The following is a 25325-nucleotide window of genomic DNA, read 5'->3' on the forward strand; positions in this document are numbered from 1 at the left end:
TCACGCCCCGGCGGGAAGTGAGTGGGCGTTGACCTCGCGGAGGATCTCGACGATGACCTCGTAGTCCTCGGGGAAGACGGCATCGACGTGACCGCGGTCGAGGTAGGGCGACTCGTAAAGTCGCGCCGGCTCCATGATCCCGTTGGCGGTGAGTTCGTCGACGATCAGTGAGACGAACCGAATCTGGTTCTCGGAGAACTTCGATTCGTCGAGGAACTGCGCGAACGCCTCGTTGGCTGCTGCCCGGTCCAGTCCCACCAACGACCGGATGAACGGTCCGAGTTCGCCCGCGCGTTCTGTGACCCAGGCGAGGTCGACCTTCTGTTCGCCGGCCGACGCGATCAGCATCGAGCCCAGAGAGTCGAGGTCGTCGGGCGTGAGCTGCTTGTTGCGGCGCAGTCGTTGCAGGGCGACGTGGTCCTCGTGGTCGTGCAAGTACGCGCGGGCCTTCGCGCGAAAACGGTCCCAGTTCAGGCCCGACGTCGCCTGCGGCAGGTCCACGGGCGCGGCATCGTCGAGGGTGTCCTCGAAGTCGGTGTAGACCGGGCTCTGCCTCGTTCGCTCCACGAACCGGACCAAGCCGCGCAACCGTCGTCGCATGACCTCGAGCATGGGCAGCGTGACATCCACCCACCACTCGTCGCCGGACACCTCTTCGAGCAGGGGAAGCTGCTCCGCCACCGAAGGGATGTTCTTCTTCGGCAGGAGTGCGGTGGCGATGGCTTGGACGGTTTCCCGGATCCGCTCGGCAGCGACCGCGTCACCATCGAGTTGCGCGAGTTGCCGACGCAGCACGAGAAGGTCGAAGCGCTTGGCCTGCTCGTCCGGGTCCCGCACGGTCGAGGGCAAACCCGCCAGATGGTCGAGGATCCCGGCGGCATCCTCCTTGGTCACGGTGTCCCAGTTCGACCGCTCGGCCCATGCGTCGATCTGTCGACGGTGGGGGCGTACCAAGAAGTTGTCGAGGTTCATTCCGGCGATGACTTCGTGCAACCAATCGGCGGTGGACTCGCGCAGTGCGCGCTCCGACGCGCAGGCGTCGAGCGCGACGAGAAGGCCGAGGCGATGCTCGAAGAGGCGCTGGGTCAGAGATTTCTGCAGTGACCCGTCGGTGCCGGGCAGGTCCTGCCCGAAGTAGTCCAGGTTGCCGCAGAAGTCGAAGACGAAGAAGTCCTTCTTGTCCTGCCCCGGTGCGAACAGATCGGGACGAAGACGGGTGCCGCGGCCGATCATCTGCCAGAACTTCGACTTGGACCGGACCATCTTGAAGAAGACGAGGTTCACGACGTCGGGGACGTCGATGCCGGTGTCGAGCATGTCCACGCTGATCGCGATGTGTGGTGATTTGTCCGGCTGGGAGAAATGGTCGATCAGGTCTTGTGCGTACGTTGCCTGGTGCGTGATGACGCGGGCGAACTCCCCGCCGTACTCGGGGTAGGCCGCGTTGAAGCGCTGCTCGATGAATTCGGCGTGTGCCTGATTCTTGGCGAAGACGATGGTCTTGCCGAGCCGGTCACCACCGGCAACCTTGTAGCCCTCGGACATCAGTGTGGCGAGCACCTTGTCGACGGTGTCCTCGTTGAACAGGAAGCGATTCAGCTCTTCGGAGTCGATCGCCGTCGGTGGGCCGTCGTCGCCCCAATCGAGCGCGTCCCACTCGTCCTTCTCCTGATCACTGAGTTCGTCGTACCGGATGCCTTGGCGCAGGAACTTCGTGCCGACTGCGACCCCGAAGGGCGGCACGAGGAACCCGTCGCCGACGGCTTCGTCGAGACCGTACGCGTCGGTGGGAACGCCGTCCTCGAGGTGGAACAGCCGGTAGGTGTTGTGGTCGACCTCGTCCTTCGGCGTGGCGGTGAGTCCCACGAGCTGAGCGTCGAACCAGTCGAAGATCGCACCGTACTTCTGGTAGACCGAGCGGTGCGCCTCGTCGATGACGATCAGGTCGAAGTAGCCGGGGCCGAACCGTCGGCCGACCTCACCGACCTCGTTGATCAGGTTCATGATCGTCGGGTACGTCGAGGCGTAGACCCGTCCGTCGACGGCCTTCTCAGTGACCAGGTTGACCGTGGTGGCCGCGGGGAGATGCGTCTTGAAAGCGTTGACGGCCTGGTTGACCAGGGCCGTGCGGTCGGCGAGGAAGAGCACTCGCTTCACCCAGTTGGCCTTCATCAGCTGGTCGACGAGTGCGATCACGGTTCTGGTCTTGCCGGCGCCGGTGGCCATCACCAGCAGAGCTTCGCGCTCGCGCTTGTCGAACGCCGCTCCGATCGCCTTGATCGCCCGGGTCTGGTAGTAGCGCTCGACGATCGAGCCGTCGACCGGGGCACCGGCCAGTGGGAGGCGGGTCTGTCGCCGCTGGATCAGCAGCTCGAGTTCATCGCGGGTGTAGAAACCCTGCACCTGCCGTGGCGGATAGCCGTCGTCGCCGAATGCTGCGTCGTCCCACAACCAGTGTTCGTAACCGTTGGTGTAGAAGATGATCGGGCGCCGTCCGAATTGTGCTGCTAGACAGTCGGCGTAGAGCTTGGCCTGTTGCTGACCCACCTGCGGACTCTTGGTGGTGCGCTTGGCCTCCACCACGGCGAGCGGCAGACCGTCGGCGCCCCAGAGCACGTAGTCCACGAAGCCTTTGGCCTGTCCGTTCGGCATGCCGCTGACGGGGTATTCGCGGTCGCGCGATTGGTCCAGCGGCCACCCGGACTCGGCGAGCAAAACGTCGATGATCGCGGTTCGCGTTTCCGCTTCGGAGTAATCGTGGTCGTCGGGCTTCGTGTTCGCTGCTTGTGCGGCGGCAATTTGCGACTTCAGCGCCGCAATCTCCGCGTCCTTGGTCGCCGCCAGGTCATCCCGCTGCGCCAGTTCCCTGGCGTGAGCGTCGTCCTGGGCCTTGAACTTCGCCGAAAGCTGCACCAGTTCCTGCCGGGACAGCGGGGCGAGGGCGGCCGCGACCTTCGGGTCGAACTGTGCACTCGTGGGCACCTGTTGCGGATGGGCGGAGTAGCGGAAGGCTGCGAACACCATCACGTGGAACAGCTCGCGCAAGACCTGCAGCGCGACCGGGCCGGGAATGGGCTTCCCCTCGTGGGCGGCCGCATTGCCCCACTTGCGAATCAGATTGAGCTTCTGGGTGATTCCGACACCCACCTCCGCTTTGAAGGCGGCGTCGTTGATGCGAGCGGCAAGGTCGTTCTGGTACGGAGCGGGCAACCCGATGACGTCGTAGAGGTGTGGGAGGAGCTGTTCGATCGTCCGGCGACTGTAGAAGCAGGCGGCGGCGGGATCGCTGGAGAGGTAGGACTCAGCGCGCACCGCGTCAGGGTGGGCGACCGGTAGCGCCGACTTGGCGAAGTCGAAGTTGCTCATGCTGTGAGTCCCGGGAGGACGGTGTCGAGCAGGTACGCCCGCAGAGCCGGCACGTCCTGAGTGACGGTGCGCCACACCCTGCGGGGATCGAGGTCGTCGTATTGATGCGCGGCGAAGTTGCGCATCCCGATGATCTGCCGCCAGGGCTGCCCCGGGAAGCGGTCAAGCACCTCGGCCGGGATGCGGTTGACTGCCTCCCCGATTCGGATCAGTCCCATCTCCACCGCCCATTGCGTGCGCAGGTCACCGGTGAACGCATCCAGGTCCATCTGGGTCAGTGCGATGAGCACGTCACACATCCGCACGGCCAGGTCAACGGCGTCCAGGGCCTTGACGCTCGGGTCGGTCATACGGGAACAGCCTCGCCCAGCACCCGATCACGCATCGGCCCGCGCAGCGCATCGAGACCGACAACGTCGACCGGAACGTGCAGGAGGTCCGTGAGGGCCTGACGTAGCCCGACTTCGTCGAGAAGGGTTGCGTCGTCGGTGAACTCGACCAAGACGTCGACGTCCGAGCCGGGGCGGTCGTCACCGCGGGCGACCGAGCCGAACACGCGGGGCGCCACTGCATGATGGGCGGCGACGGCGGCCCGCACTTCCTCGCGGTGCATCTCGATGCGACGAGACGGACGCCCGTTGAGCGCCAGCGTGATTCGGGCGAGTACCTCCGGCGACGGGGTCCGTCGACCGTGCTCGTACGCGGAGAGGTTGGGCTGCGGGACGCGCGCGGCACGGGCGAGCTCGGCCTGGCTCAGCCCGGCCGCCACCCGTTCGGCGCGAAGGTCCATGCGGTCACCGTAGCCGGTTCTTATCCGGGTCGATATGGGTTGAGGCGATGGATTGAGATCGCGCCTGGGCTTCTTACAGTTCGCCGCGGAAGGCGCGGGACTGGAGAGACGCGAAGAGTTCGTCGTCGGCCTTCAGTGCCCTCTGCGCGGCGCTGCGAATCTCTCGGGTAGCGGCGATTCGATTTTCGAACTCCGCCTGAGCGGAAAGTGGCGGCACTGGTATCGGGAGGTCCAGCAATTTTGACTTGCTGATATTCCTGACACCGGCTGCTCCACCTGCGTTGTGTCGGATGAAGCTCCGAGCACTCGGAGAGCGCAAGACCGCAAGGACGTAATTGGCGCTTACCTCGCTACTTTGTTCGACGGTCAGTCGCCATACCTTGTCCGGCAGGTACAAATGGTCCGGCGTGACATCCACCACGGCCGTGGCTCCAAGCAGGTCCAGCGAACCACTGGCACGACCGAACAGAATATCTCCTTCGCGAATTCGATGTGAGTTCGGCGGCACGTAGTTTCGGGGCATGGGTTTAGACTCATCTGGGGCAAACGTTCCTCTGGAAATTGCGCTGACCTTGATCACCCGATTTTCGGAGTGGGCGTCCTTGTCGCTGCCGAGGACATTCTTGCCGCTAACGAAGTTCACCCCAATTGAACGAAGAGTGTCAGTTTCTGTGACGCGTGAGAAATGATCCTCAAAGATCGACTGGTCTAGCGAGTTGAGGTGGGCGAGTACCTCCCGGCGCTTGGTGCGGATCGCGTCGGCTTGATCAAGGATCGCGGCGATGCGCCGCTGTTCGGGGAAGGGCGGCAGCGGAATGGAGAGTTCGCTGAGAAAGCTTGCTGGGACGCGTCGTTGCCCGCCGCTCCCAGTCATGCGCAGTTGACCAGATGCTCGGATATATGGCTGCCGAAGGAAATGCAGGAGGTATCGATCGTGCACCTCGTCGGTCGGGCGCACGATATGGAACTCGGTGGAGCCCACGCCGAATTCTTGGCTGAGTTTAGCTTGGCCGACTTTACCGTTCTCCCAGCAAGGAGTTATTTTGGCTGCGAGGATATCGCCGTTGCGGAAGACGGTGTATCCCTTTGCCACGTCCCCGAATGGGCGAGTGTCCAAGGGGACCGCCCGCGCTTGTGTGGCGCTGAGCTGTGCCATGCCCACGAACGAGATTGGCTCGGCGGATGTGACTTTGTGGCCGCTCGGATTTATAAGCGCCACATCTCCGAGGTGCACTGTTCTCAAGAAAGCATCGCCCTCAATCCAGCAAGACCCTGTGCAATCTCGCCCTCCAGTCGCTCGATATCCGCAATGATCTCCAGAGGGGCCTGGTGCTCCACCTCGTCGTACTCGATCTCCTTGTACCGATTGATGGAAAGGTCGTAGCCCTGGGCCGCGATGTCCGCTTTGGGCACGAGGAAGGACTGGTCGGTGCGGGCGCGGCCCCTCTCAGTCGTGAGATCTCGCCAACGCGCGAGCACGTCGGGCAGGTCATTCGCCTCGACCGGGTTGCGCTTGTCGTCCAGCGAGAAGCCGTCGGCTCGTACGTCGTAGAACCAGACGTCGTCGGTACCACCGTCGTCGGTGCGCTTGAAGAACAGGATGGCGGTCGAGACGCCGGCGTACGGCTTGAAGACGCCCGAGGGCAATTTCACCACCGCGTCCAGCTTCTGGTCCTCCACCAGCATTTGACGCAACTCCTTGTGCGCCTTCGACGAGCCGGAGAGCACCCCGTCGGGCACGATGACGGCCGCGCGCCCGCCCGGCTTGAGCAGCTTCAGGAACAGAGCGAGGAAGAGCAGCTCGGTCTTCTTGGTCTTCGCGACTTGCTGGAGGTCCTTGCTGGTGGCCTCGTAGTCGAGCGAGCCGGCGAACGGCGGGTTGGCAAGGATCAGCGTGTATCTGCTGGCGTCGCCGGCGGCGCCCTCAGAGAGGGAGTCGCGGTAGCGGATGTCCGGCGCCTCGACGCCGTGCAGCAGTAGGTTCATCGATCCGATCCGCAACATCACGTTGTCGAAGTCGTAGCCATGGAACATCGACTGGTGGAAATGCGCGCGCTGGGTCGCGTCGGTCAACGCGGCGGGGTGTTGCTCGCGAACGTACTCGCCGGCCGCCACGAGGAACCCGGCTGTGCCGCAGGCCGGGTCGCAGATCTCGTCGCTTGGTGTCGGCGCGGACATCCGGACCATCAGATCGATGATGTGTCGTGGGGTGCGGAACTGGCCGTTCTGGCCCGCGCCGGCGATCTTGCCGAGCATGTATTCGTAGAGGTCACCGTTCGTGTCGCGGTTCTCCATCGGGATGTCATCAAGCAGGTCGACGACCTTGCTCAGTAGCGCAGGCGTCGGGATGGTGAAGCGAGCGTCTTTCATGTGGTTTGAGAGCGTCGAGTCGTCACCGCCGACCTGGGCGCCGTACTTCTGCAGGAACGGGAAGACCTCGGTGGCGACGGTGTCGTACATGACCGTCGGTGCCTGCTGCTTGAAATGGCTCCAGCGCAGGTGGGACTGCCCCGGCAAGAACTTGGGGTCTTCGATCGGGCCTCCGGTGATGCGCGCCTTCTTCTCGGCGATGGTCTGCAGATCGTCCAGTCGGCGCAGGAACAGCAGGTAGGTGATCTGCTCGATGACCTCGAGCGGGTTGCTGATGCCGCCGGACCAGAAGGAGTCCCAGACGCGGTCGATCTTGTTCTTCAGCTCGCCGGTGATCACGAGCAAAACTCTAGTTGTCCATGGCGAGGGTGTCGTCGGGGTGGTGCGGGGTGATCGGGTCACACCGTCGTACGGATCAGCAGCTCCTCGCTGCTGGGGATGAACCCGAGGCGGGTGAGCAGCGGAGCAAGGTGCGGTTCGGTGCGCGTGACAGCCCCGGCGCATCCGTGCTGCCGGGCCAGCTCGAGCCTGGCGCGCAGCAAGGCCCGGTAGACACCGTGGTGTCGGGCCGAGGCGACGGTGCGGGCGCCCCATAGATGAGCCGGTTCGGTGCCGTCGTACGACACGGCTGCGGTGCCGGCCGGTTCGCCGTTCCACAGCGCGAGAAGGTGATGCTGCGCTGCGTCGGCGTCGTGTTGATGCCGGTGGGCGAGGGCGAGATCGTCACGCTCGGGCGACTCCACGTCACCGGTGTTGACCATCAGGTTCAAGGCCCGACACAGGTCGGCCGGCGTCGGCCGAGTGATCGTCACCCCGTGATCGGACTCGGCGGGCGGGAGCTGCGTGCTGAGGTCGAACTCGAGCACGCAGTGCCGCGCCGCGACGGCGCCCTCGGCCGCCAGCAACGCCTCCTGCAGAGCCGGCGGACTCGTGGCACCGATGCCGTGCCACCACAGGGTGGTGCGACCCCAGCAACGAGCCACGCGCTGTGCTCCAGCGATCACCTGCTCCGCAGAACAGGTCGTGTTGATGTCGAAAATACCTGCGCCGTAACGGAATCCGTGGTCGTAGTGGACGATGGTGAAGTCGTCGTCGATCAGTCGCGCGGCGCTCGCCGGCGCTTCGACGGACGTACAGCGCAGGAGGGTCGGCTCTGGCACCCGTCCGACGCTAGGTGGGGTCGGACGGCCGCGCGGCTGCCTTGACGGCTCCTTGATGGGTCGGGCTTCGATCTTGACGCCCGGGTCGGGAGTCGCGGGGTCCCTGTTGCGTGCTCGGTCGCGGATAGCCTCCGGTCGTGGCCGATCACAAGCTCCTCGTGGCGAGTGTGTTCTTCGTCGGTTGGATCGCCCTTTACGCCGTGGCCTGGTGGTTCGCCCGCGGCCGACAGGAGCGTCGGTGGCTGAGCTTCGTTGTGGGGCTCGTCGCCGCGGTGACCGCGATGAACCTCGTTGTCGCCGGGCGCGCACGGGACGCGGTGAACCGCTTCCAAGACCTCCACGGAGGCTGCCCGACCGATCACTCTTCCGAGAAGGTGATCTTCGCGGTCGGGCTGGTCGGAGTGGCAGCGCATCTCGTCGGTGTCGTCCTGCTGATGAGGCACCGACGATGGATGTCGGCGACTCTGGTCTCAGCCGCCACGGCTCCGTTCGCGGCTGTCACGGCCTACAGCTGGTTCGTCGCGTCCTTCTGTTTCGTCTTCTGAACGGCCCCAGCTGCCCGTGATGTGGAGATGGAACGGCTCGCGCCGCGACACGTTGTTCCCCACAGGCGCGCTCCGATACGCAACGATCGCCACCACCGACGAGAAGGACACGACCGATGGCACGTACGAAACCCGACCCCACCGTTCCCGACCTGACCGGCAAACTGGCCCTGGTCACCGGGGCCAGCGACGGTCTCGGACTCGTCCTGGCGTCCCGGCTGGCGGCGGCGGGCGCGGAGGTGGTCATGCCCGTACGCAATCAGGCGAAGGGCGACGCGGCCGCCGAGCGGATCCGGCGCGAGGTGCCGTCGGCAGCGGTGTCCACCGCCCCGTTCGACCTCTCGTCGCTGGAGTCGGTCGCCTCCTTCGCGGGTGCGATGACCACCGCCGGCCGGCCGATCGACATCCTGATCAACAACGCCGGGGTGATGACCCCGCCGTCGCGCCAGGTCACCGCCGACGGGTTCGAGCTGCAGTTCGGCGCCAACCACCTCGGACACGTCGCGTTGGTCGCGCACCTGCTGCCCCTGCTGCGCGCCGGGCGCGCCCGGGTGACGAGCCAGAGCAGCATCGCCGCCCGTACTGCGCGCATGAACTGGGCCGACCTGCAGTGGCAGCAGCGGTACGCCGCGAGCAAGGCGTACGGGCAGTCGAAGCTGGCTGTGGCCGTCTTCGGGCTCGAGCTGCAGCGGCGCAGCATCGCCGGCGACTGGGGGATCACCAGCAACGTCGCGCACCCCGGCGTGACCGCGACGAACCTGCTCTCGGCGCGCCCCGAGATGGGCCGGTCCAAGGACACCCTCGCAGCGCGGCTCATCCGGCCGCTCGCGAAGACAGGCCTGGTCGCCCAGCAGCCGGCCCAGGGCGCGCTCCCGGCGCTGTACGCCGCGACCGGTCCCGACGCCGGCGGCGGCACGTTCTGGGGGCCGAGCGGTATCGCGGAACTGGCAGGTCCGCCGGCCCACCTGTCGCTGTACCGCTCGATGCAGCACACGGATGCGCGGCGGTTGTGGGACGTCTCGGTGGAGTTGACCGGGGTGAGCTTCCCGGAGGGCTGACCGGTCAGGCGCGCCGCGCCCGCAGCACCCAGTCGTCGTGGTGATGTGCACGACCCGCCGACGCTCCGCGCGGGCGTCGCTCGTCGACCTCGATGGTCCAGCCCTCGCCCAGCACCTCGCGTACGGCGGCGTGGTCGAGATAGTCGTCCGGGTCGAACCCGTGCGCGAGGGCCTGCTCGCGGTGGGTGTCGGCATGGGTTACCAGCAACAGGACTCCACCGGGTGCGACGAGGCCGGCGAGCGCATGCTCCGCGGACTGGTCGGCAGAGCGCAACAAGGCCGGGAAGGAGCAGCTGACCAGGTCGAACGTGCCCGGCTCCAGCGGTGCGTCGAGCAACGTCGCTTGCACCCAGTCGACGTTCGCGCCCGCTGATTCGGCAGCGGCCCGTGCTCGGGTCTGCGCGGCGGGCGAGGGTTCGAGGCCGGTCACCTGCCAGCCCTGCCTGGCCAGCCAGATCGCGTCGGCGCCCTCGCCGGAGCCGACGTCGACGGCGCGACCCGGCGTGAGGCGCGCAGCCTCGGTCATCAGCACCTCGTTCGGCTCTCCGCTCCACAGCGGCGCCTCTTCGTACGTGTCGTCGTGGGTGTGCAGGTCGACACCCTGCAGGTCGGTGGTGGGCCGGCGTCCGGGTTCGGGGGCGTTGGTGTCCATCACCCCAGTATGTGCGCGGCTCCCCGGGACGCCCCGAGCCAGGTGGTGGTCGACGATCGGCCACCAGTGACGAGCTTGCAACGCGGGGCGACCCTCGTCGAGGGTCACCCACTCGCCCGGCACGACCGGCTCCCGATCGGCCAGCCGGAAGACCGGCACGTACGCGTCGGGAATCGGATGCGGATACGTGCCGTCCGGGTGGGGCACCTGGTTGTGGACCCAGCCGATGCACGTGGCCGTGTCGTCCGGCGAGCCGACCGTCCGGGTCGTCAGCAGGTCCAGCCCGTCGGTCAGGCTCAGGCGCTCGCCCTCCGGACCGAGGAACAGCGTGGGCAGATCCAGGCCCTTTTCCGTTGCGACACAGAAGAACTGCCGATCGGCTCCGGTCAGCAGGACCCGCACGATGATGGCCGGCGTCGGGGCGGTGAGTGCGTCGCCGGCGCGGACGTACGCGGTACTGCCCGGCGGCAGCCAGGGCGCGTCAGGGGTCTCGGCGACAGTCAGCGGGTTCGGCACCTCGGCAGTCTCACACGCGGTCGACCGCTCGCGTGGCCGCGGATCCGCGACGCGTTGCCTAGCGGCAGAGGCGCCCGGAATCCACCGCCCAGGTCTTGTCGGCGAACCGGACGGCGTGCACCGTCGATCGTCCGGAGCGTACGTTCACGCCGTCGTGGTCGCTGTTCGCCACCGTCCACCCCGTTGTGGGCAGGCGGATCTGGCCATGCCGCGCGGTCCACTCCGCTGCGGCCACCGGCGTCGGTTGTCCGTGGCCCTCGATCAGCGAGTAGAAGAAGTCGGCGCATATCACCGGCGTCTCGGCACTGCTCGGCGAACTCGCGCACCCGGTCGTCACGAGCGCCAGCAGTGCGAAGGTGCCGGCCGGGCCCCACCCGTTCCTGGTGTCCACGCTCACTCCACCCCGTTGAAGCTCCTCGGGTTGAGAGGTTACGCCGCGGCGTCACGGAACACCGCGGAACTCCTCGTGCAGCTGCGGGAGGAAACCGGCGAGATGGTTCATCTCGGTGGCGCAGTGGTGCAGCAGCGCCCGCGCGGTGTCCAGGCCGGTCATCCGTCGCGCGACGGTCCGGACCACCGGCCGGAGCGTGGCGAGCCCGGCCCGGCTGGTGAGGACGCGTCCGACCGGCGCGTTGGCGTAGCTGCGCGGGGGCAGGTTCAGGACCCGAGCCAGACACGGGTCGTGCCCCTCCGGTCCTCGAACCCCAGCCGCTGCGGATCGACGAACCGGATGGCCAGTCGGGTCAAGGTGTCGCCGATGTATTTATCGACATAGGACACATTCGACTGGTAGCGCTGCCGGTCGGTGAGGGTGCGGTCGGCCGAGCGGTCGTCGCCCCAAGCGGCGAACTGGTGGGCGCCGGGATGCCACAGCTTGTAGCGGGCGGTCTCGCTGCTGTGCCAGCCGAACCACCAGTCCCACATCGATGCGGTCACGCCGGGCATGTCGGTGTGGCACGCCACGAAGGTGGTCCCACGGGCCGTACGCGCCCAGCCGTTCTCGACCGGTTCGTACCCGGGGCGCGCCAGCCGACTGACCGCGTCGTCGACCTCGTACGCCAACTCGGCTGGTGCCGGGGTGCCCGCCAGGGCCTCGCGCGGACCTGCCTGCAGCGGGCGTACGGCATCGCTGAAGAAGTGGGCGTACGGGCGGGAGCGGTCGAAGTCGCTGTAGCCCAGCCGTCGCGGCTCGGTGGTCAGTACCGCTGGAGTCGGAAGGAGGTCGGCCGGGCTGAGGAGGTCGTCCATCGGCTCACTTCCTGGTCGGGTCCCGGATCCGGCCATCGTGGCACGCGGGTCGGTCGGACAGGGCCGGGTCGAACCACCGCACTGCACGTGCGCATCACCCGGAGAAGCTGCCCGCGACCGTCGGCCCGAGGGACCGCTACGCGGGTTGCACGTCGGTCGTCGGGAGACTGCCGCGATGCGCGAAGTCGCGAGAGATCGCCGCCGCGGTTGCCAGCAGGTCCGGAACGTGGCCGTGCACCAGCCGCTCCACCGAGGTCTCCGCGGCGTGCACGGTCACGTTCATCGCGGCCACGATGCGGCCGTCGCCGTCGCGCAACGGAGCCGCCACCGAGCGGATCCCGGCGGCCAGGTCCTCATCGGTCAGGCACCATCCCTGTTCACGGATGCGCGCGCAGTCGGCCAGCAGCTCGTCGAGGTCGGGCGTGCGGCGGGGCGTGATGCCCGACCTCGACGGCACGGCGAGGGTCGCCTCGATCTGCTCGCGGGAGAGCTCGGACAGCAGCACCTTGCCCAGCGACGTCGACGCGACCGGGAAGCGGGTGCCGATGTCGACCCGCAGCGCGATGATCTTGGGCACGGCGACGCGCGCGATGTAGACGATGTCCGATCCGTCGAGCTGGGCGATCGACGAGGACTCGCTGGTGCGGGTGACCAGCTCCTCCAGATGCGGGCGGGCGATGTCCCACAGTCCGAGGGAATGGACGTACGCCATCCCGAGGTCGACGACCTGCGGTGTCAGGCAGTAGCCGCGGCGGGTGGAGCGCACGTAGCCCAGCTCGGCCAGGGTCAGCAGGATGCGGCGGACGGTGGGGCGGGCCAGTCCGGTGCGCTCGGCGACCTCGGACATGCTCAGGGTGCCGTCGACGGCGCGCTCGTCGAACGCGCGGATGACGTCGAGCCCGCGCGCCAACGCCTCGATGAAGTCGGGCCCGGAACCGCGCTGCGCCACCGCTGCCACCTCCTCGAAATCGTCGACGCCCCACTGTACGTGCGGGATCGGCCGCCGCTGACCGGTCGCGGAGCGCCTCCCGCCCACGATGCGGGACACCGTACGAGACCCGCCGGAAGCCCTTGACAGCGGCAGTGGCCTGGATCACAGTGTCCGTTAGACGGATAAGTGACCGCCTAGCGGACAAGGACTGACATGACGGACGCACCGACCGGCCCTCTGGCCGGCCTGGTTGTCGCAGATTTCTCCCGGATCCTCGCGGGTCCGTACGCCACCATGCTGATGGCGGATCTGGGCGCCGAGGTGATCAAGGTCGAGAGCCCCGGTGGCGACGACACCCGCACCTGGGTGCCGCCGACCCGGGACGGGATCTCGACGTACTACCTGAGCATCAACCGCAACAAGCGGTCGATCGCGCTGGACCTCAAGGACGAGGGCGACCGGGACATCGCGCGCCGCATCGCGGCGAGCGCGGACATCATGATCGAGAACTTCAAGCCCGGCGGCCTGGCGAAGTTCGGCCTCGACTACGAGTCGCTCGCGCCGGTGAACCGCGGCCTCGTCTACGCCTCGATCAGCGGCTTCGGCACCACCGGCGGTGCCCATCTGCCCGGCTACGACCTGCTGGTGCAGGCGACCTCGGGTCTGATGAGCCTCACCGGATCGCCCGACGGTCCGCCGTACCGCGCGGGGATCTCGGTCTTCGACGTGATGACCGGCATGCACGCCCTGATCGGCATCCTCGCCGCCGTGCACGAGCGGGAGCAGTCCGGCAAGGGCCAGCACATCGAGGTCAACCTGCTCTCCTCGGCGCTGTCCGGGCTGGTCAACCAGACGGGTGCGTACGCCGCGGCCGGTGTCGTGCCGCACCGGATGGGCAACGCCCACCTCAGCCTGTTCCCGTACGAACCGCTGCCGGCCTCGGACGGCGACATCATCGTCATCGCCGGCAACGACCGGCAGTTCCGGATGCTCTGCGACGCGATCGGGGCGCCGGAGCTCGCTGACGACCCGCGCTTCCGGTCCGTGGGCGACCGCACCGAGAACCGTGAGCTGCTGCGGCCACTGCTGGAGGAACGACTGGCCACCCGTACGAAGGCCGAGTGGTTCGAGGTGCTGGCGAAGGCCGGCGTCGCGGCCGGTCCGATCAACACCGTCGGCGAGGGCGTGCAGCTCGCCGCGGACCTCGGCCTCGAGCCCGTCGTCGAGGTGGGGCAGGGCGACGCCTCGGTGCCGTCGATCCGCAACCCGATCCGCTTCTCCCGGTCCGAACCGCGGTACGACTTCGCGCCGCCCGCGACCGGCGAACACCGCGCCGAGGTCCTGCAGTGGCTGGCGCAGACCGAGAAGGAGCAGCGATGACCACCGACGCGACACCGGAGTTCCCCACCTCGCTGGGGATGTCGACGACCTCCACCATCACCCTGCTGGGCGACGACCTCGCCGAGGACCTGATGGGCAAGGTAAGTCTCACCGAACTCGTCTACCGGATGGTGACGCTGCGGACGCCGACGGCCGGTCAGGTGCGGATGCTCGACGCTTGTCTGCTCGCCCTCGCCGACCACGGCTTCACCCCGACCGCGATCGCCGCGCGCCTGACGTACCTGTCGGCCCCCGACTCGATCCAGGGCGCCATGGCGGCCGGACTGCTCGGTGGCGGGTCGCGCTTCCTCGGGGTGACCGAGGACTGCGGCCGGTTCCTGCACGACCAGCTTGCGCAACTCGACGACGCCCCGTCGACCGAGGACGAGTGGGACGCCCTGGCCACCCGGATCGTGACCGCGGCGAAGTCTCGCGGCGACCGGATCCCCGGCCTCGGTCACCCGGTGCACAAGGAGCTCGACCCGCGGACGCCCGCGCTGGTGCGGATCGCCCACGAGACGGACGCGTACGGACCCCACCTCGCGCTGTTCGAGGCCATCGGGCGGGTGCACGAACCGATCCTGGGCCGCCGCCTCGTGCTCAACGGAGCCGGTGTGGTCGGCGCGGCGCTGGCCGACCTCGGTTTGCCGATCAAACTGCTGCGCGGCTTCGCGCTGCTGGCCCGCGCGGCCGGCCTGCTCGGCCAACTGGCGGAGGAGGAGCGCATGCCGGTCGGGATGAACACGTACCTGTTCGTCGAGCAGCACGCGCGGTTCGTCGACCCGAGCAGCGCTCTCGACACCGAGTCCGCACCGGAATAGGCAGGAACGACCGATGGCCAAGCTCGTCGCCGTGCTCGCGACCACGCACCACCCGTTCTACTACCGCACCAGTCAGCTGCCGCCGGACCAGGCGCCGCCGTTCGCCGCGGAGTGGATCAGCAAGATCGCGACCTACCGCGAGACCCTGACCCGCGCGCGTCCGGACGTGCTGGTGATGGTGGGCTCCGACCACTTCCACCAGCTGTGGCTGGACAACATGCCGCAGTTCCTCGTGGGCAAGGCGCCGTTCTACGACGCCAACTGGGAGAACGAGATCCGCGAGTTCGGCATGCCGAAGATGCTGCTGAAGGGCGACGAGGAACTCTCGGAGTACATGCTGCGCCAGGGGCTGAACCGCGGTTTCGACCTCGCGTTCTCCAACGAACTGCGCATCGACCACTCGGTGACCTGCCCGATCCTCACCGTACGGCCGGAGGCGGATCTGCCGATCGTGCCGATCTACACCAACATCTTCGCGCCGCCGCTGCCGCAGCCGGAGCGCTTCGTGCAGCTCGGGCAGACCATCCGCGACATCGTCGAGTCGTGGCCGAGTCACCTGCGGGTGGCGGTCATCGGCAGCGGTCACCTGTCGCTCGAGCTGGGCGGTCCTCGGCAGTTCGGGCCCACCGGACCCGACCCCGAGTTCGACGCCCGCGCGGTCGACTGGATCTCGCGCGGCGACATCGACGGCTGCCTCGCCGGCGTGAGCCTGGACAGCCTGCACCAGCCCGGCAACGCGACCCACGGGTTCATGGACTTCATGCTGATGATGGGCGTCGCCGGTTACCAGAAGGCCGACCACGCCGATCACCTGAGCCTGTTCCACACGATGGAGGCCTACTTCACCTGGTACCCCCATCCCGAGTTGCTCGACCACCCGATCGGAGCAGGCGCATGAGCAGATATCTGGTCGACAAGTTCCTGTTCACCGTCGACCGCGACCGCGAGCTCACCGAGCGCTACCGCAGCGATCCGGTCGGCACCGTGCAGTGGTGGGAGAACGACCGCGCCAACGTGATCCTCAACTGCATCGACGCCGAGCGCACGACCTGGCTGTCGTTCACCGACGACGAACGGACCGCGCTGCAGACGCACGACCACGTACGGCTCTTCGAGCTCGGCGCGCACCCCTTCCTCACGCTCACGCTCTGGATCGCCATGTTCGAGCGTGACTTCGACGAGCCGCTGGGGATGCAGCTGGACTACGCCCGCAAGCTCGCGCACATCAGCCGGCCGTACCCCGACATCGCCACCTGACGCACGGCTCTCCCCGTACGTCCGCACACCCCGCCAGATCCGCCGCGTTCCACGCGCGCCCACACCCAAAGGTGAGAAATGACTGCACAAGAGGTGACCTCGGCCCCCGCCGTCGTCTTCCGCAACGGTTGCGTGCTGACCATGGACAGCGAGCGCACCGTCCTGCGCGACGCCGACGTGCTCGTCGTCGGCGACCGCATCGAGGCGGTCGGTCCGCACCTGTCGGTGCCCGACGGAACCGCCGAGATCGACGCCGGCGGCGGCATCGTGATGCCCGGCATGGTCGACACCCACCGGCACATGTGGCAGACCGCGATGCGCGGCTACGGCGCGGACTGGACGCTCACCCAGTACTTCGTGTGGAACTACCTCCAGCACGGCAGGAAGTTCCGGCCGCAGGACGTCTACGCGGGCAACCTGCTCAGCGGTCTGGAGGCCGTCGACGCCGGCGTCACCACCTCGGTCGACTGGTCGCACGGCCTGTCCAGCGTCGAGCATGCCGACGCCGCGGTGCAGGCGCTGCAGGAGGTGCCCGGCCGGTTCGTGTTCGCGTACGGGAACATCTTCGCCGGGCCGTGGGAGTGGGCAACGTCGGACGACTTCCAGAGCTTCGCCGCGCGCTTCCCGCGATCGGACATGCTCGGTCTGCAGCTGGCGTTCGACGTCACCGGCGACCCGGCCTTCCCGGAGAAGGCGGCCTTCGAGGCGGCGCGCGAACTCGGCGTACAGGTCACCACCCACGCCGGGGTCTGGGGAGCCACGGACGACAACGGGATCCGGCTCATGCACGAGCACGGGTTCATGACGCCGGGCACCATCTACGTCCACGCCGCGACGCTCAGCGACGACTCGTACTTGCGGATCGCGGCGACCGGCGGCTTCGGCGCGGTCTCGGCCGAGAGCGAGTCGAGCTGCGGCCAGGGCTACCCCTCGAGCCAGAACCTGCGGCGGCACGGGATCCCGATCTCGCTGTCGGTCGACACGAGTGTGTGGTGGAGCGGCGACGCCTTCTCCGCGATGCGTTCGACGCTGTCGTCGGACCGCGCGCTCGAGCACCACCTGGCGCACGACAAGGGCGAGACCATCACCCACTCCAGCATCCGCGCCGCCGACGTCGTGGAGTGGGCGACCCTGGGCGGTGCGCGCGCCCTCGGGCTCGAGTCGAAGATCGGCAGTCTCGAGGCCGGCAAGCAGGCCGACGTGGTGCTCATCAAGAACGACCGCTCGCCGGTGATGTTCCCGCTGCTGAACCCGTACGGGCACGTCGTGTTCCAGGCACAGCGCGGCGACGTGCACACGGTGCTGATCGACGGACGGGTCGTGAAGTACGACGGCGCGCTGGTCGACATCTCGCTGGACAAGGCGCGCCGGGTCGTCACCGAGACCGTCGAGCACCTGCAGGCCGAGCTCGGCGCGGACTGGGAGACCGGCATGAACCCGGAGATCCCGGAGTCGAAGGTGCTGGACAACCCCTACACCTACACCGAGTACGCGGACGGCTCCACCCATCGTGGGGCGAGGAGCGAGTGACCTCGGGCGTGCAGCACCCGCGGATCGGGGTGATCATCGGGTCGGTCCGCGAGGGGCGGCTCGGCGAGCAGATCGCCCACTGGGTGATGGCCGGCACGCACGCTCATCCCGACGCGGACTTCCGGCTGATCGATCTGCAGGACTTCGAGCTGCCGGTGCTGACCTCGCCGGTCGTCCCGTCAGCCGCGGGCCGGAGCTATCCCGACGAGCGGGTCACCCGCTGGAGCCGGGCGATCGACGAGTGCGACGGGTTCGTGTTCGTCACCCCGGAGTACAACCACTCCGTGCCGGGCGGCTTCAAGAACGCCGTCGACAGTCTCGGCCCCGAGTGGCACGACAAGGCCGTCGCGTTCGTCTCGTACGGGGCGGACGGCGGCGTACGGGCCGTCGAGCACTGGCGCGCCATCGTCGCGAACCTGTACATGGTCGGGATCCGCCAGCAGGTCTCACTGGGACTGTTCACCGAGGTCGAGGACGGCACCTTCCGGCCGTACGAACGCCGGGCCGGCGAACTGGCGGCGCTGCTGACGGCGGTCGTGCGGATGACGGGGCGGTTGCATCCGCCGACGGCCTGAGTCGACGCGGCTCTCAGCCCTCCTCCACCCAGCGAGCCGCCCGTTTCGGGCCCGGCACGCGGTGCCACACGTCGGCCAGCTCGTCGACCAGCCGCTCCGCGATGTGTCGCTCTGCGTCGTACAGCAGGCCGAAGGTGAAGCCGTTCTCGTCGTCGAGGTGGGCCATGGCACCGAGCCGGCGCAACAACTCGCGGGCGACGACACTGTCCTGGTGGTCGCCCAGCAGTTGCTGCACCGCCTTGACCCGGCGTACGAGCCGTCGCGTGCGCCGTCCGCCGACCGGTCGCGCCAGTTCGCCGGCGTACCGCAGCCGCTTGGCCTTCTTGCGCGCCTCGTGCAGGGCGATATCTCGCTCCTCGGGCGCGCTGTCCATGGCGGCGCGCACCGCGCGGCGCAGCCGCCGGGCGTCACGCCGGACCAGCCGCGCGAGCACGGTGTGTACGTCCCCGTCGGCCGTCGCCGACAGCGGCGGATCGGCGGCCAGGGCGTCGAGGGCGGCCAGCAATCGCGCGTACCGATCCGACCGCAGTGCCTCCTCGGCCGCAGCCACCCCCGCGCGTCGGGCCCGCCCCAACTCCAGGTCGATCCGACGGCGTACGGGGCCCAGGACGAGCGTGGGGTCCTCGCCGTCGAGCGCGGTGTGGAGGCGTCGGTGCAACACCTCCGCGTCGCGCGCTCCTCCGAGAACCTGTCCCAGCCAGCGCAACTCGGCCAGCAGGTCGTCGGCGGGCTCGCTCAGCAGCGGCTTCGCGGTGGTCAGTGCCGCGCGCGAACGGCGGGCGGCGACGCGCATCCGGTGGACGGCCTCCGCGTCGCCGGCGGCCACCGCGGCGGCCCGCTCGCGCAGTTCGGCGGCCTGGGTGGCCAACCGGTGGGCGAGCAGATCGGCGAAGGTCGACGCCCCGGGGAGTTCGTCGGTCCCGCTGCTCCGCGTCGGCATCACCCCACTGTCGCATCGGGGCGAGGTGGGTGGGTCGAACGGAGCGGGCTCAGTCGGCCGCGCGCCGGCCGGTCGCGACGAACATCGGGAAGTCGACCGGGCCGTGGTCGCCGTCCTTGGTCACCGCTCCGGCGTCGCCGACGGTGACGTCGGTGAGCCCGGCCTGCTCGAACCACCCGCGGACGACATCGCGCGGGAAACCGTTGTGGCCGTCGAAGTCGTGGGCGTGCGCGTGGAACGCGCCCTCCGGGTCGTGGTCGAGGTCGACCAGAGCGAGCCGACCGCCGTCGGCCAGCAGCTGTACGCAGCGCTCGACGACCGCCGCGACGTCGCCCATGTGGTGCAGGGTGAGCAGGCCGAGCACCAGGTCGTAGCGCTCGGGCGGCAGCGGGTCGTGTTCGACGTCGTAGTGACGCGCCGACCAGCCGTCGTACCGGGGATCGTCGAGCGCCGAGCGGGCCGCCTCGACCATGCCGGGGGCGACGTCGGTGACCACGACCGTGTCGACGTCGTCGACGAGCGCACGGGCCAGCAGGCCTGTGCCACCGCCGATCTCGAGCGCGCGCATGTCCGTGCGCAGCGGGAGCGTCGAGCGCAGCACCGCGGCCACCGACCGGGCGCGGTCGGCATGCCCGGGCTTGTCGTCCCAGGTCGCTGCTTCCTGGCTGAAGCGATCCATCGCTGTCCCTCCGGATGTCTCGTCGAGGTGGAGCGGGCGGGGATCCGCCCCGGGCGAGTATGCCTCCGTACGCACCCGGCGGGTTCCGCGGGAGGCGGTTCGAAATCTCTGCGGCCGGGATGTATCAGGACGGGCGTGACCCGCTCCTTGTCACCGGGGGAGCCACTCGGTGCGGCGGCCAGGCAGGGGGACGAGCCGCCTCACCGAGGGGTCCAAGCAAGCGGTGCACGTACGGGGCGCACCCAGGACCGCAGGCCCTGTTGCAGCCCGCGCAGCAGGAGCAGACTTCTCCCGACGACCGCGTCGGGAACGGATCGCACAGTCGAGGAGCCAGCATGAACGCCGACAAGCCCCCCCCCCCCGGACCGCCGTACGCCACCCGCCGGGTCGTTCGTCGACCCGTACAAGGTGGCGGTCCTCGACCCCGGTGCCCGTCGGCGGGACGGCACCGTGTTGCCGACCGCGTACGTCCGGGACCGGCTGCTCGTACGCGGCGCGCCGGCCTCCGCCGGGTTGATCGACGACCTGCAGAAGGTTCTGGAACCGCTCGGACTCCGGGTGGAACCGTCGGCTGATCTTCCGGCCGAGCTCGCCGAGCTGCGTGGGCCGGCCGCCGAGGTGGTGGCCGAGCACTGGGTGTCGACGGTGGTGCTGTCCGGTGCGGACCCGGCCACGATCGTCGACGCGGACGCCGCGCTGGCTGCGGTGCGGGGGGCGGCACCGCAGCTCACGCAGCAGGACACGGAGCAGGTCACGCTCGACCACGTGCTCGGCCCGGCGGGTGGGCAGTTCGGGGGGATCGGTGGGCAGTTCGGCGGGATCGGTGGGCAGTTCGGTGGGATCGGCGGCCAGTTCGGCGGGATCGGCGGGCAGTTCGGCGGGATCGGCGGGCAGTTCGGTGGGATCGGCGGCCAGTTCGGCGGGATCGGTTCGCCGGCCGAGTTCGGCGTCCCGGGTCGCGGTGGCCGGATGCCGGTGCACGTCGGACTGCGCAACCCCGCCGCGTACGTGCCCGCGCCGGCTCGGCGACCCGTGGTGGCCCTGGTCGACTCCGGCATCGGTCGTCACCCGTGGTTCGACGGCGACCCGACCGTGCAGATGGGCGCCGAGCTGCACGGGCTGCCGATCGGCGGACCGAACGCCGACCTGGGCGACGGCATCATCGATCCGATGACCGGCGCGATGGCTCCGCTGGCCGGTCACGGCACCTTCATCGCCGGCATCGTGCGTCAGGGCTGCCCGGTGGCCCGGCTGCTCTGCATCCCGGTGTTCTCCGCGCTCGGCCTCGCCGACGAGGGGTTCGTCCAGCAGACACTGGTGCTGCTGCTCGCCCGTCACGTGGAGGCGCTCGCGGCGGGCGTCGACGACGGCGTCATCGACGTGCTGTCGCTGTCGATGGGCTACTACCACGAGCAGTCGGACGACCCGGCCGCCGCGCCCGCGCTGCGTCGGCTGCTGGAGGCGTACCGGGACGCGGGCGTGATCGTGGTCGCCGGGGTCGGCAACGACGCGATCGAGCGGCCCTTCTTCCCCGCGGCCTTCGGCGTCGGCGATGCCGTCCCGGCGGTGCTGAGCGTGGGCGCGTCCAACCCCGGCGGCGCGACGGTCGCCCTATTCTCCAACGGCGGCGACTGGGTGCGCTTCCACCGACCCGGTGCCGCGGTGGTCAGCACGATGCCGGTGACCGTGGACGCCGGGGGAGAGGCGTCCACGGCGGCGTCCGACCGGCGCGCGACCCTCGACCCGGACTCGTACGCCTGCGGCTTCGGGGTCTGGAGCGGCACCTCCTTCGCCGCACCGGCGCTCGCCGCGGAGGCCGCGCAGCAGCTGGCCGACCTCAGCGCGCAGGGTGCCGCGATCTCCGCCGACGACCAGCGCAAGCGCGCCGGGGTCATCCGTGACCGGCTGCTGGCGGAGCCATGACCGCCACGGCACCGGCAGGCAGCCTGACCGCCCGCGCGGGAGTGGCCCATGCCGCGTACCTCGCCGGCGACGAGCAGCGGCTGGGCGAGTTGGTGGAGCTGCTCACTCCGGTGCTGTGGCACACCGCCCGTGCGCAGGGGGCGACCGCATCCACCGCCGAGGAGGCGGTGCAGACGGCCTGGCTCAAACTGGTGGAGTACGGCGACCGGATGCGCGAACCCGCCGCCGTCCTGGGCTGGATGGTGACCACCGTGAAGCGCGAGTGCTGGCGGCAGGTGGATCGGCAACGACGCGACACGGCTCTCGACGAGCGACCCGAGCCGCAGGACGCCGTGTCGGCGCCGGACGCCGAGGTGATCCTCGCCGACCAGCAACGTGTGTTGTGGCAGCACGTACAGCAGCTGTCGCCGCGCTGCCGCGAACTGCTGCGGGTCGTCGCGTTCGGCGACCGAGCCGACTACGCAGCATTGGCGGCCGCGCTGGGTATGCCGATCGGCAGCATCGGCCCGACCCGCGGCCGCTGCCTGACCAAGTTGCGCACCGCACTGGGTGCCGACCCGAGATGGGAACCGTGATGACCGAATCCTCCGAACCCGTGGACGCCCGCGACGTCGCCACACTCGGCGCGCTCGCCGGGCTGTACGGACGGCTCGACCCGGTGCCGGCCGGCATCGTCGATCGGATCGAGTTCGCCCTCACCGTGCAGTCGATGGAGGCCGAGGTGGCCGAACTGGTGCAGGCGGAGGCGTTGGCCGTACGCGGTGACGACCACACGCGCACGACGGAGTCGGTGACCTTCGCCTCCGGCCGGGTGAGCCTCATGGTGACGACAACGGCATCCGGCGACGGCGTGCGGATCGACGGCTGGGTGACCGGCGGCGGAGCACGGGTCGACGTCACGTGTGCGGATCGGGTCCTGTCGGCCACGGCCGACCGCAACGGCCGGTTCGTCGTCGATGACGTGCCGCACGGCAGCGTCATGTTCGTGATCCGGCTCGATCCGGACGACCCGGAAGAGACCCCCGTGGTCACCCCCAGGATCGAGGTCTGAGGACGCCATCGACGACCTACTCGAACGCGCGGAGACGTGGCGCCGCGCGGCCGTCCAGCACAACCACGTCGGCGATCCGCAGCGTGCGGCGCAGGATCTGCGACGTGCCCGCGCGGCCCTGGACCGCGCCGACGCGGGAGGGATCAGCCGACGGAGTCGCTGGATCCGGTTCAACGCCCGACTAACCGGTGCGCTGACCGCCTTCCTGAGCGACGGGCTGCCGGCAGCCGAGCGCGAGTTCGCCTGTGCGGTGGACGAGTCCGCCGAGCTGGAGCCGGAGCGGTGGCGGGCGCGGTGGCACTTCCAGCGAGCGGGCGTGCTGGGCCGCGCAGGCGATGTCCCCGCCGCCCTGGACGAGATGACCACGGCGTTGGCCGGGCTCGAGCAGTTCGACGATCTCGAGCAGTGCGCGGTGCTGGTCACCGACGGTCTGCTGCGGGCGATGGCCGGCTCCCAACGGGCCGCCGCGCGCTCCTTCGGGCGAGCCCGGCGGCTGGCCGAGACGCTCGGCCACGCGGGGATGCACGCCACCGCGCTGCACGACGAGGGCTACGCCGAGTACCTCGCCGGGAGCCTGCCCCGCGCCCTGGAACTGGTCTCGGCGGGCGACGTCGACGACGGGTTCGTCACGCCGGCGATCCTGCTGCTGGACCGGGGGAGCGTGTTGCTGGAGTGCGGGCTCATCGACGACGCCCGCGAGGTGCTCTCCGCGGCGGCGACGCACGTACGCCCGCGGCGGCCGGACCACACGGCGGCCGAGATCCAGCTGGAACTGGCGCGGGCGCTGCGCCTGGTCGGGGATCCGGAAGCGGCCGCCCGCCACGCCGGTCGCGCCCGGCGCCTGTACGCCCGGATCGGCGCCACCGCATGGGAGGAGCGAGCCCGGCTGCTGCAGGTGACGCTGTCGCTGGACGACGGGCAGGGGTCGACGGCGCGTACGGCCGAGTTGGCGGCGCTCTGGGCATCGGCACGGCATCGCGGCGACGTCGACCTCGCCGACCAGGTCGCGGTGGCCGCCGCCCGGGCCGCGTTGGAGGCCGGGGACGCGCCGGCCGCCGACGAGTGGCTGGCGCGGAGCAGGCCGAGCGCGGGGCCGCCCGGCGCGGCGGCGTTGCAGCGTACGTGGGTGCTCGCGCGGGTCCGAGCCGTCCAGGGTGAGCCCGGCAGGGCGCGGCGCGTCCTCGCCGACGCCGCCCGCCAGTTCGGGCGGGCCCGCGCCGGCACCGCCAGCCTCGACCTGCGGACCGCGGCGGCGGTGCACGCGGTGCGGTTGGGTCGGCTCGACCTGGATCTCGCGCTGAACAGTGGGGCCTCGGCGGTGCTGGCGAGTCTGGACCGCTGGCGGTCGGCCACCGACCGGTTGCCGGCCGTGCGACCATCGCCGGACCGCGAGCTGCGGGAGGCGACCGAACGGCTGCGCACCCTGGCCGACCGCGCGCGGGAGGAGACCGACCCGCGCGAGCTGTCCGACCTTGCCCGGCGCCGCGACGCCCTGCAGCGTCAGGTCCGCGCCCGCACCTGGGCACTGACGACCGAGGGCGGCGGATCCTCGACCCCGGACGTACGCCGGGCACGGGCGGTGCTCGCGGAGCAGGACCGTGATCTGATCTGGTTCGCCCGACACAGAGGCCGGCTGCTCGGTGTCGGGGTGATGCGCGGCCGCGCCCGACTGGTGGACCTCGGGCCCGCTGACGAGGTGGCCGAGCTGTCCCGCCGGCTGAGCGCGGACCTGCTGGTCGCCTCGACCCAGCGGCTCGGCGGCCTGCGCGGCGCGGTGCTGGCCTCGCTGCGCGACGGATCGGCGCAGCTGGGGCGGCTGCTGCTGGCGCCCTGGTCGTTCGGCGCCGGCGGGGTCGTGGTGGTGGCCGGGTCCGATCTGGCGGGGCTGCCGTGGTCCCTGCTCCCGGGGCTGCGCGGGCGGCCGGTCACCGTGGCCCGGTCGTTGACCGGGTGGGCGTCGCGCGCCGGCGCGACACCCGTACGCCCTCGGGTATCGGTGTGCGTCGGACCGCGGTTGCCGCGTGCGACCGAGGAGGCCGCCGCTGTACGGGACGCGTGGGGTGGCGCGCACGTCGCGCCGTCCGCGACCAGCGACGACCTGATCGCCGCGGCGACCGGCGCCGACATCGTGCACGTCGCCGCCCACGGCACCCACCGCCCGGACAGCCCGCTGTTCTCGTCGGTCGAGCTGACCGGCGGCCCGGTCTTCGCGCACGAGTTCCAACCGGCCGGGGTGTCCGCGCGACACGTCGTGCTGTCGGCCTGCGAGGTCGGCGCTGCCGCCGTACGCCCCGGTGACGAGACGCTGGGGCTCGCGTCGTCGCTGTGGTCGTTGGGAGCGGTGAGCCTGGTCGCGGCACCGCGGCCGGTGCTCGACGAGGTGGCCGCGGACGTCATGGCGCGCCACCACCGGCACCTCGCCGCCGGGTGTCCGGTCGACGAGTCCCTGGCGCGGGCGATCGACGGGGCCGACGTGTCGGCGGCCAGCTTCCTCGCGCTCGGATCGGCCGCCCGCTTCCTGCCGAGATGATGC

The 25325-nt window shown here is 69.7% G+C and carries 25 protein-coding genes; 12 read left to right on the plus strand and 13 right to left on the minus strand.

Annotated features, from left to right (window positions below):
- The 6 genes from ACYU98_RS03855 to ACYU98_RS03880 form a co-directional block, all read right to left on the minus strand.
- Entirely contained in the window at positions 1-3366 is a 3366-nt protein-coding gene (locus tag ACYU98_RS03855) for a DEAD/DEAH box helicase family protein (RefSeq protein WP_460466869.1), read from the minus strand.
- Positions 3363-3716, minus strand: coding sequence for a HepT-like ribonuclease domain-containing protein (locus tag ACYU98_RS03860; protein WP_460466870.1), 354 nt, complete (start codon positions 3714-3716; stop codon positions 3363-3365). The genes ACYU98_RS03855 and ACYU98_RS03860 overlap by 4 nt, the downstream gene beginning before the upstream one ends.
- Positions 3713-4156, minus strand: coding sequence for a helix-turn-helix domain-containing protein (locus tag ACYU98_RS03865; protein ID WP_460466871.1), 444 nt, complete (start codon positions 4154-4156; stop codon positions 3713-3715). The genes ACYU98_RS03860 and ACYU98_RS03865 overlap by 4 nt, the downstream gene beginning before the upstream one ends.
- 73 nt (positions 4157-4229) lie before the next feature.
- On the minus strand, positions 4230-5249 hold the full coding sequence (locus ACYU98_RS03870) for a restriction endonuclease subunit S (protein ID WP_460466872.1): 1020 nt from the start codon (positions 5247-5249) through the stop codon (positions 4230-4232).
- 146 nt (positions 5250-5395) lie between these two features.
- Complete coding sequence (locus tag ACYU98_RS03875; protein ID WP_460466873.1) at positions 5396-6865, minus strand: class I SAM-dependent DNA methyltransferase; 1470 nt, start codon at positions 6863-6865, stop codon at positions 5396-5398.
- A 59-nt stretch (positions 6866-6924) separates the two neighbouring features.
- The gene (locus ACYU98_RS03880; protein WP_460466874.1) at positions 6925-7686 is read right to left on the minus strand and encodes a GNAT family N-acetyltransferase; all 762 of its coding nucleotides are present in this window, start codon (positions 7684-7686) and stop codon (positions 6925-6927) included.
- Positions 7687-7823: 137 nt separating this feature from the next.
- On the opposite strand from ACYU98_RS03880, the gene ACYU98_RS03885 reads away from it, so the two are divergent.
- Both ACYU98_RS03885 and ACYU98_RS03890 read left to right on the plus strand, forming a co-directional pair.
- Positions 7824-8231 carry a hypothetical protein gene (locus ACYU98_RS03885; protein WP_460466875.1) on the plus strand — a complete coding sequence of 136 codons (408 nt, stop codon included), beginning with the start codon at positions 7824-7826 and terminating at the stop codon, positions 8229-8231.
- Between the two features lie 116 nt (positions 8232-8347).
- A complete protein-coding gene (locus ACYU98_RS03890) occupies positions 8348-9289 on the plus strand; it encodes an SDR family oxidoreductase (RefSeq protein WP_460466876.1) in 942 nt (313 codons plus the stop codon).
- Positions 9290-9293: 4 nt separating this feature from the next.
- Here ACYU98_RS03890 and ACYU98_RS03895 read toward each other — a convergent pair whose 3' ends face one another.
- The 5 genes from ACYU98_RS03895 to ACYU98_RS03915 all read right to left on the minus strand — a co-directional run bounded on the left by ACYU98_RS03895 (position 9294) and on the right by ACYU98_RS03915 (position 12753).
- Complete coding sequence (locus ACYU98_RS03895; protein ID WP_460466877.1) at positions 9294-10457, minus strand: class I SAM-dependent methyltransferase; 1164 nt, start codon at positions 10455-10457, stop codon at positions 9294-9296.
- A gap of 58 nt (positions 10458-10515) precedes the next feature.
- Positions 10516-10848 (minus strand): hypothetical protein, encoded by a 333-nt coding sequence (locus tag ACYU98_RS03900; RefSeq protein ID WP_460466878.1) that lies wholly within the window; start codon positions 10846-10848, stop codon positions 10516-10518.
- A 51-nt stretch (positions 10849-10899) separates the two neighbouring features.
- Positions 10900-11034, minus strand: coding sequence for a DAPG hydrolase family protein (locus ACYU98_RS03905; RefSeq protein WP_460466879.1), 135 nt, complete (start codon positions 11032-11034; stop codon positions 10900-10902).
- Positions 11035-11114: 80 nt separating this feature from the next.
- On the minus strand, positions 11115-11705 hold the full coding sequence (locus ACYU98_RS03910) for a DAPG hydrolase family protein (protein WP_460466880.1): 591 nt from the start codon (positions 11703-11705) through the stop codon (positions 11115-11117).
- Between the two features lie 136 nt (positions 11706-11841).
- Positions 11842-12753, minus strand: a complete 912-nt coding sequence (locus tag ACYU98_RS03915) for an IclR family transcriptional regulator domain-containing protein (RefSeq protein WP_460466881.1) — start codon at positions 12751-12753, stop codon at positions 11842-11844.
- A 96-nt stretch (positions 12754-12849) separates the two neighbouring features.
- Between ACYU98_RS03915 and ACYU98_RS03920 the strand changes: the two genes are divergently transcribed.
- From ACYU98_RS03920 to ACYU98_RS03945, 6 genes are all read left to right on the plus strand, one after another.
- Complete coding sequence (locus tag ACYU98_RS03920; protein ID WP_460466882.1) at positions 12850-14016, plus strand: CaiB/BaiF CoA transferase family protein; 1167 nt, start codon at positions 12850-12852, stop codon at positions 14014-14016.
- Positions 14013-14837, plus strand: coding sequence for a citryl-CoA lyase (locus tag ACYU98_RS03925; protein WP_460466883.1), 825 nt, complete (start codon positions 14013-14015; stop codon positions 14835-14837). Before ACYU98_RS03920 ends, ACYU98_RS03925 begins: the two co-directional genes overlap by 4 nt.
- A 13-nt stretch (positions 14838-14850) precedes the next feature.
- Positions 14851-15735 (plus strand): DODA-type extradiol aromatic ring-opening family dioxygenase, encoded by an 885-nt coding sequence (locus tag ACYU98_RS03930; protein ID WP_460466884.1) that lies wholly within the window; start codon positions 14851-14853, stop codon positions 15733-15735.
- A complete protein-coding gene (locus ACYU98_RS03935) occupies positions 15732-16094 on the plus strand; it encodes a hypothetical protein (protein WP_460466885.1) in 363 nt (120 codons plus the stop codon). Before ACYU98_RS03930 ends, ACYU98_RS03935 begins: the two co-directional genes overlap by 4 nt.
- Before the next feature lie 78 nt (positions 16095-16172).
- On the plus strand, positions 16173-17624 hold the full coding sequence (locus tag ACYU98_RS03940) for an amidohydrolase family protein (RefSeq protein WP_460466886.1): 1452 nt from the start codon (positions 16173-16175) through the stop codon (positions 17622-17624).
- On the plus strand, positions 17621-18199 hold the full coding sequence (locus tag ACYU98_RS03945; RefSeq protein ID WP_460466887.1) for an NADPH-dependent FMN reductase: 579 nt from the start codon (positions 17621-17623) through the stop codon (positions 18197-18199). The genes ACYU98_RS03940 and ACYU98_RS03945 overlap by 4 nt, the downstream gene beginning before the upstream one ends.
- Positions 18200-18212: 13 nt before the next feature.
- Here the strand turns inward: ACYU98_RS03945 and ACYU98_RS03950 are convergent, their stop codons facing one another.
- Together ACYU98_RS03950 and ACYU98_RS03955 are read right to left on the minus strand one after the other, a co-directional pair.
- Positions 18213-19139 carry a CHAD domain-containing protein gene (locus tag ACYU98_RS03950; RefSeq protein WP_460466888.1) on the minus strand — a complete coding sequence of 309 codons (927 nt, stop codon included), beginning with the start codon at positions 19137-19139 and terminating at the stop codon, positions 18213-18215.
- Positions 19140-19188: 49 nt separating this feature from the next.
- On the minus strand, positions 19189-19818 hold the full coding sequence (locus ACYU98_RS03955; RefSeq protein WP_460466889.1) for a class I SAM-dependent methyltransferase: 630 nt from the start codon (positions 19816-19818) through the stop codon (positions 19189-19191).
- 408 nt (positions 19819-20226) lie between these two features.
- Here ACYU98_RS03955 and ACYU98_RS03960 point away from each other — a divergent pair, with 408 nt between their 5' ends.
- The 4 genes from ACYU98_RS03960 to ACYU98_RS03975 all read left to right on the plus strand — a co-directional run bounded on the left by ACYU98_RS03960 (position 20227) and on the right by ACYU98_RS03975 (position 25322).
- Positions 20227-21741, plus strand: coding sequence for a S8/S53 family peptidase (locus ACYU98_RS03960; RefSeq protein ID WP_460466890.1), 1515 nt, complete (start codon positions 20227-20229; stop codon positions 21739-21741).
- Positions 21738-22316 (plus strand): RNA polymerase sigma factor, encoded by a 579-nt coding sequence (locus tag ACYU98_RS03965; protein ID WP_460466891.1) that lies wholly within the window; start codon positions 21738-21740, stop codon positions 22314-22316. Before ACYU98_RS03960 ends, ACYU98_RS03965 begins: the two co-directional genes overlap by 4 nt.
- The gene (locus ACYU98_RS03970; protein WP_460466892.1) at positions 22316-22792 is read left to right on the plus strand and encodes a hypothetical protein; all 477 of its coding nucleotides are present in this window, start codon (positions 22316-22318) and stop codon (positions 22790-22792) included. Before ACYU98_RS03965 ends, ACYU98_RS03970 begins: the two co-directional genes overlap by 1 nt.
- Positions 22793-23042: 250 nt before the next feature.
- Positions 23043-25322, plus strand: coding sequence for a CHAT domain-containing protein (locus ACYU98_RS03975; RefSeq protein ID WP_460466893.1), 2280 nt, complete (start codon positions 23043-23045; stop codon positions 25320-25322).
- The last annotated feature ends 3 nt before the right edge of the window (positions 25323-25325 follow it).

This window comes from Calidifontibacter terrae (assembly GCF_054778835.1).

What these genes read in the sequence shown, in the direction of transcription:
- ACYU98_RS03855 (WP_460466869.1), bottom strand. Translation starts at nt 3,366, where the DNA reads ATGAGCAACTTCGACTTCGCCAAGTCGGCGCTACCGGTCGCCCACCCT.
- ACYU98_RS03860 (WP_460466870.1), bottom strand. Translation starts at nt 3,716, where the DNA reads ATGACCGACCCGAGCGTCAAGGCCCTGGACGCCGTTGACCTGGCCGTG.
- ACYU98_RS03865 (WP_460466871.1), bottom strand. Translation starts at nt 4,156, where the DNA reads ATGGACCTTCGCGCCGAACGGGTGGCGGCCGGGCTGAGCCAGGCCGAG.
- ACYU98_RS03890 (WP_460466876.1), top strand. Translation starts at nt 8,348, where the DNA reads ATGGCACGTACGAAACCCGACCCCACCGTTCCCGACCTGACCGGCAAA.
- ACYU98_RS03910 (WP_460466880.1), bottom strand. Translation starts at nt 11,705, where the DNA reads ATGGACGACCTCCTCAGCCCGGCCGACCTCCTTCCGACTCCAGCGGTA.
- ACYU98_RS03920 (WP_460466882.1), top strand. Translation starts at nt 12,850, where the DNA reads ATGACGGACGCACCGACCGGCCCTCTGGCCGGCCTGGTTGTCGCAGAT.
- ACYU98_RS03925 (WP_460466883.1), top strand. Translation starts at nt 14,013, where the DNA reads ATGACCACCGACGCGACACCGGAGTTCCCCACCTCGCTGGGGATGTCG.
- ACYU98_RS03930 (WP_460466884.1), top strand. Translation starts at nt 14,851, where the DNA reads ATGGCCAAGCTCGTCGCCGTGCTCGCGACCACGCACCACCCGTTCTAC.
- ACYU98_RS03935 (WP_460466885.1), top strand. Translation starts at nt 15,732, where the DNA reads ATGAGCAGATATCTGGTCGACAAGTTCCTGTTCACCGTCGACCGCGAC.
- ACYU98_RS03940 (WP_460466886.1), top strand. Translation starts at nt 16,173, where the DNA reads ATGACTGCACAAGAGGTGACCTCGGCCCCCGCCGTCGTCTTCCGCAAC.
- ACYU98_RS03950 (WP_460466888.1), bottom strand. Translation starts at nt 19,139, where the DNA reads ATGCCGACGCGGAGCAGCGGGACCGACGAACTCCCCGGGGCGTCGACC.
- ACYU98_RS03955 (WP_460466889.1), bottom strand. Translation starts at nt 19,818, where the DNA reads ATGGATCGCTTCAGCCAGGAAGCAGCGACCTGGGACGACAAGCCCGGG.
- ACYU98_RS03965 (WP_460466891.1), top strand. Translation starts at nt 21,738, where the DNA reads ATGACCGCCACGGCACCGGCAGGCAGCCTGACCGCCCGCGCGGGAGTG.
- ACYU98_RS03970 (WP_460466892.1), top strand. Translation starts at nt 22,316, where the DNA reads ATGACCGAATCCTCCGAACCCGTGGACGCCCGCGACGTCGCCACACTC.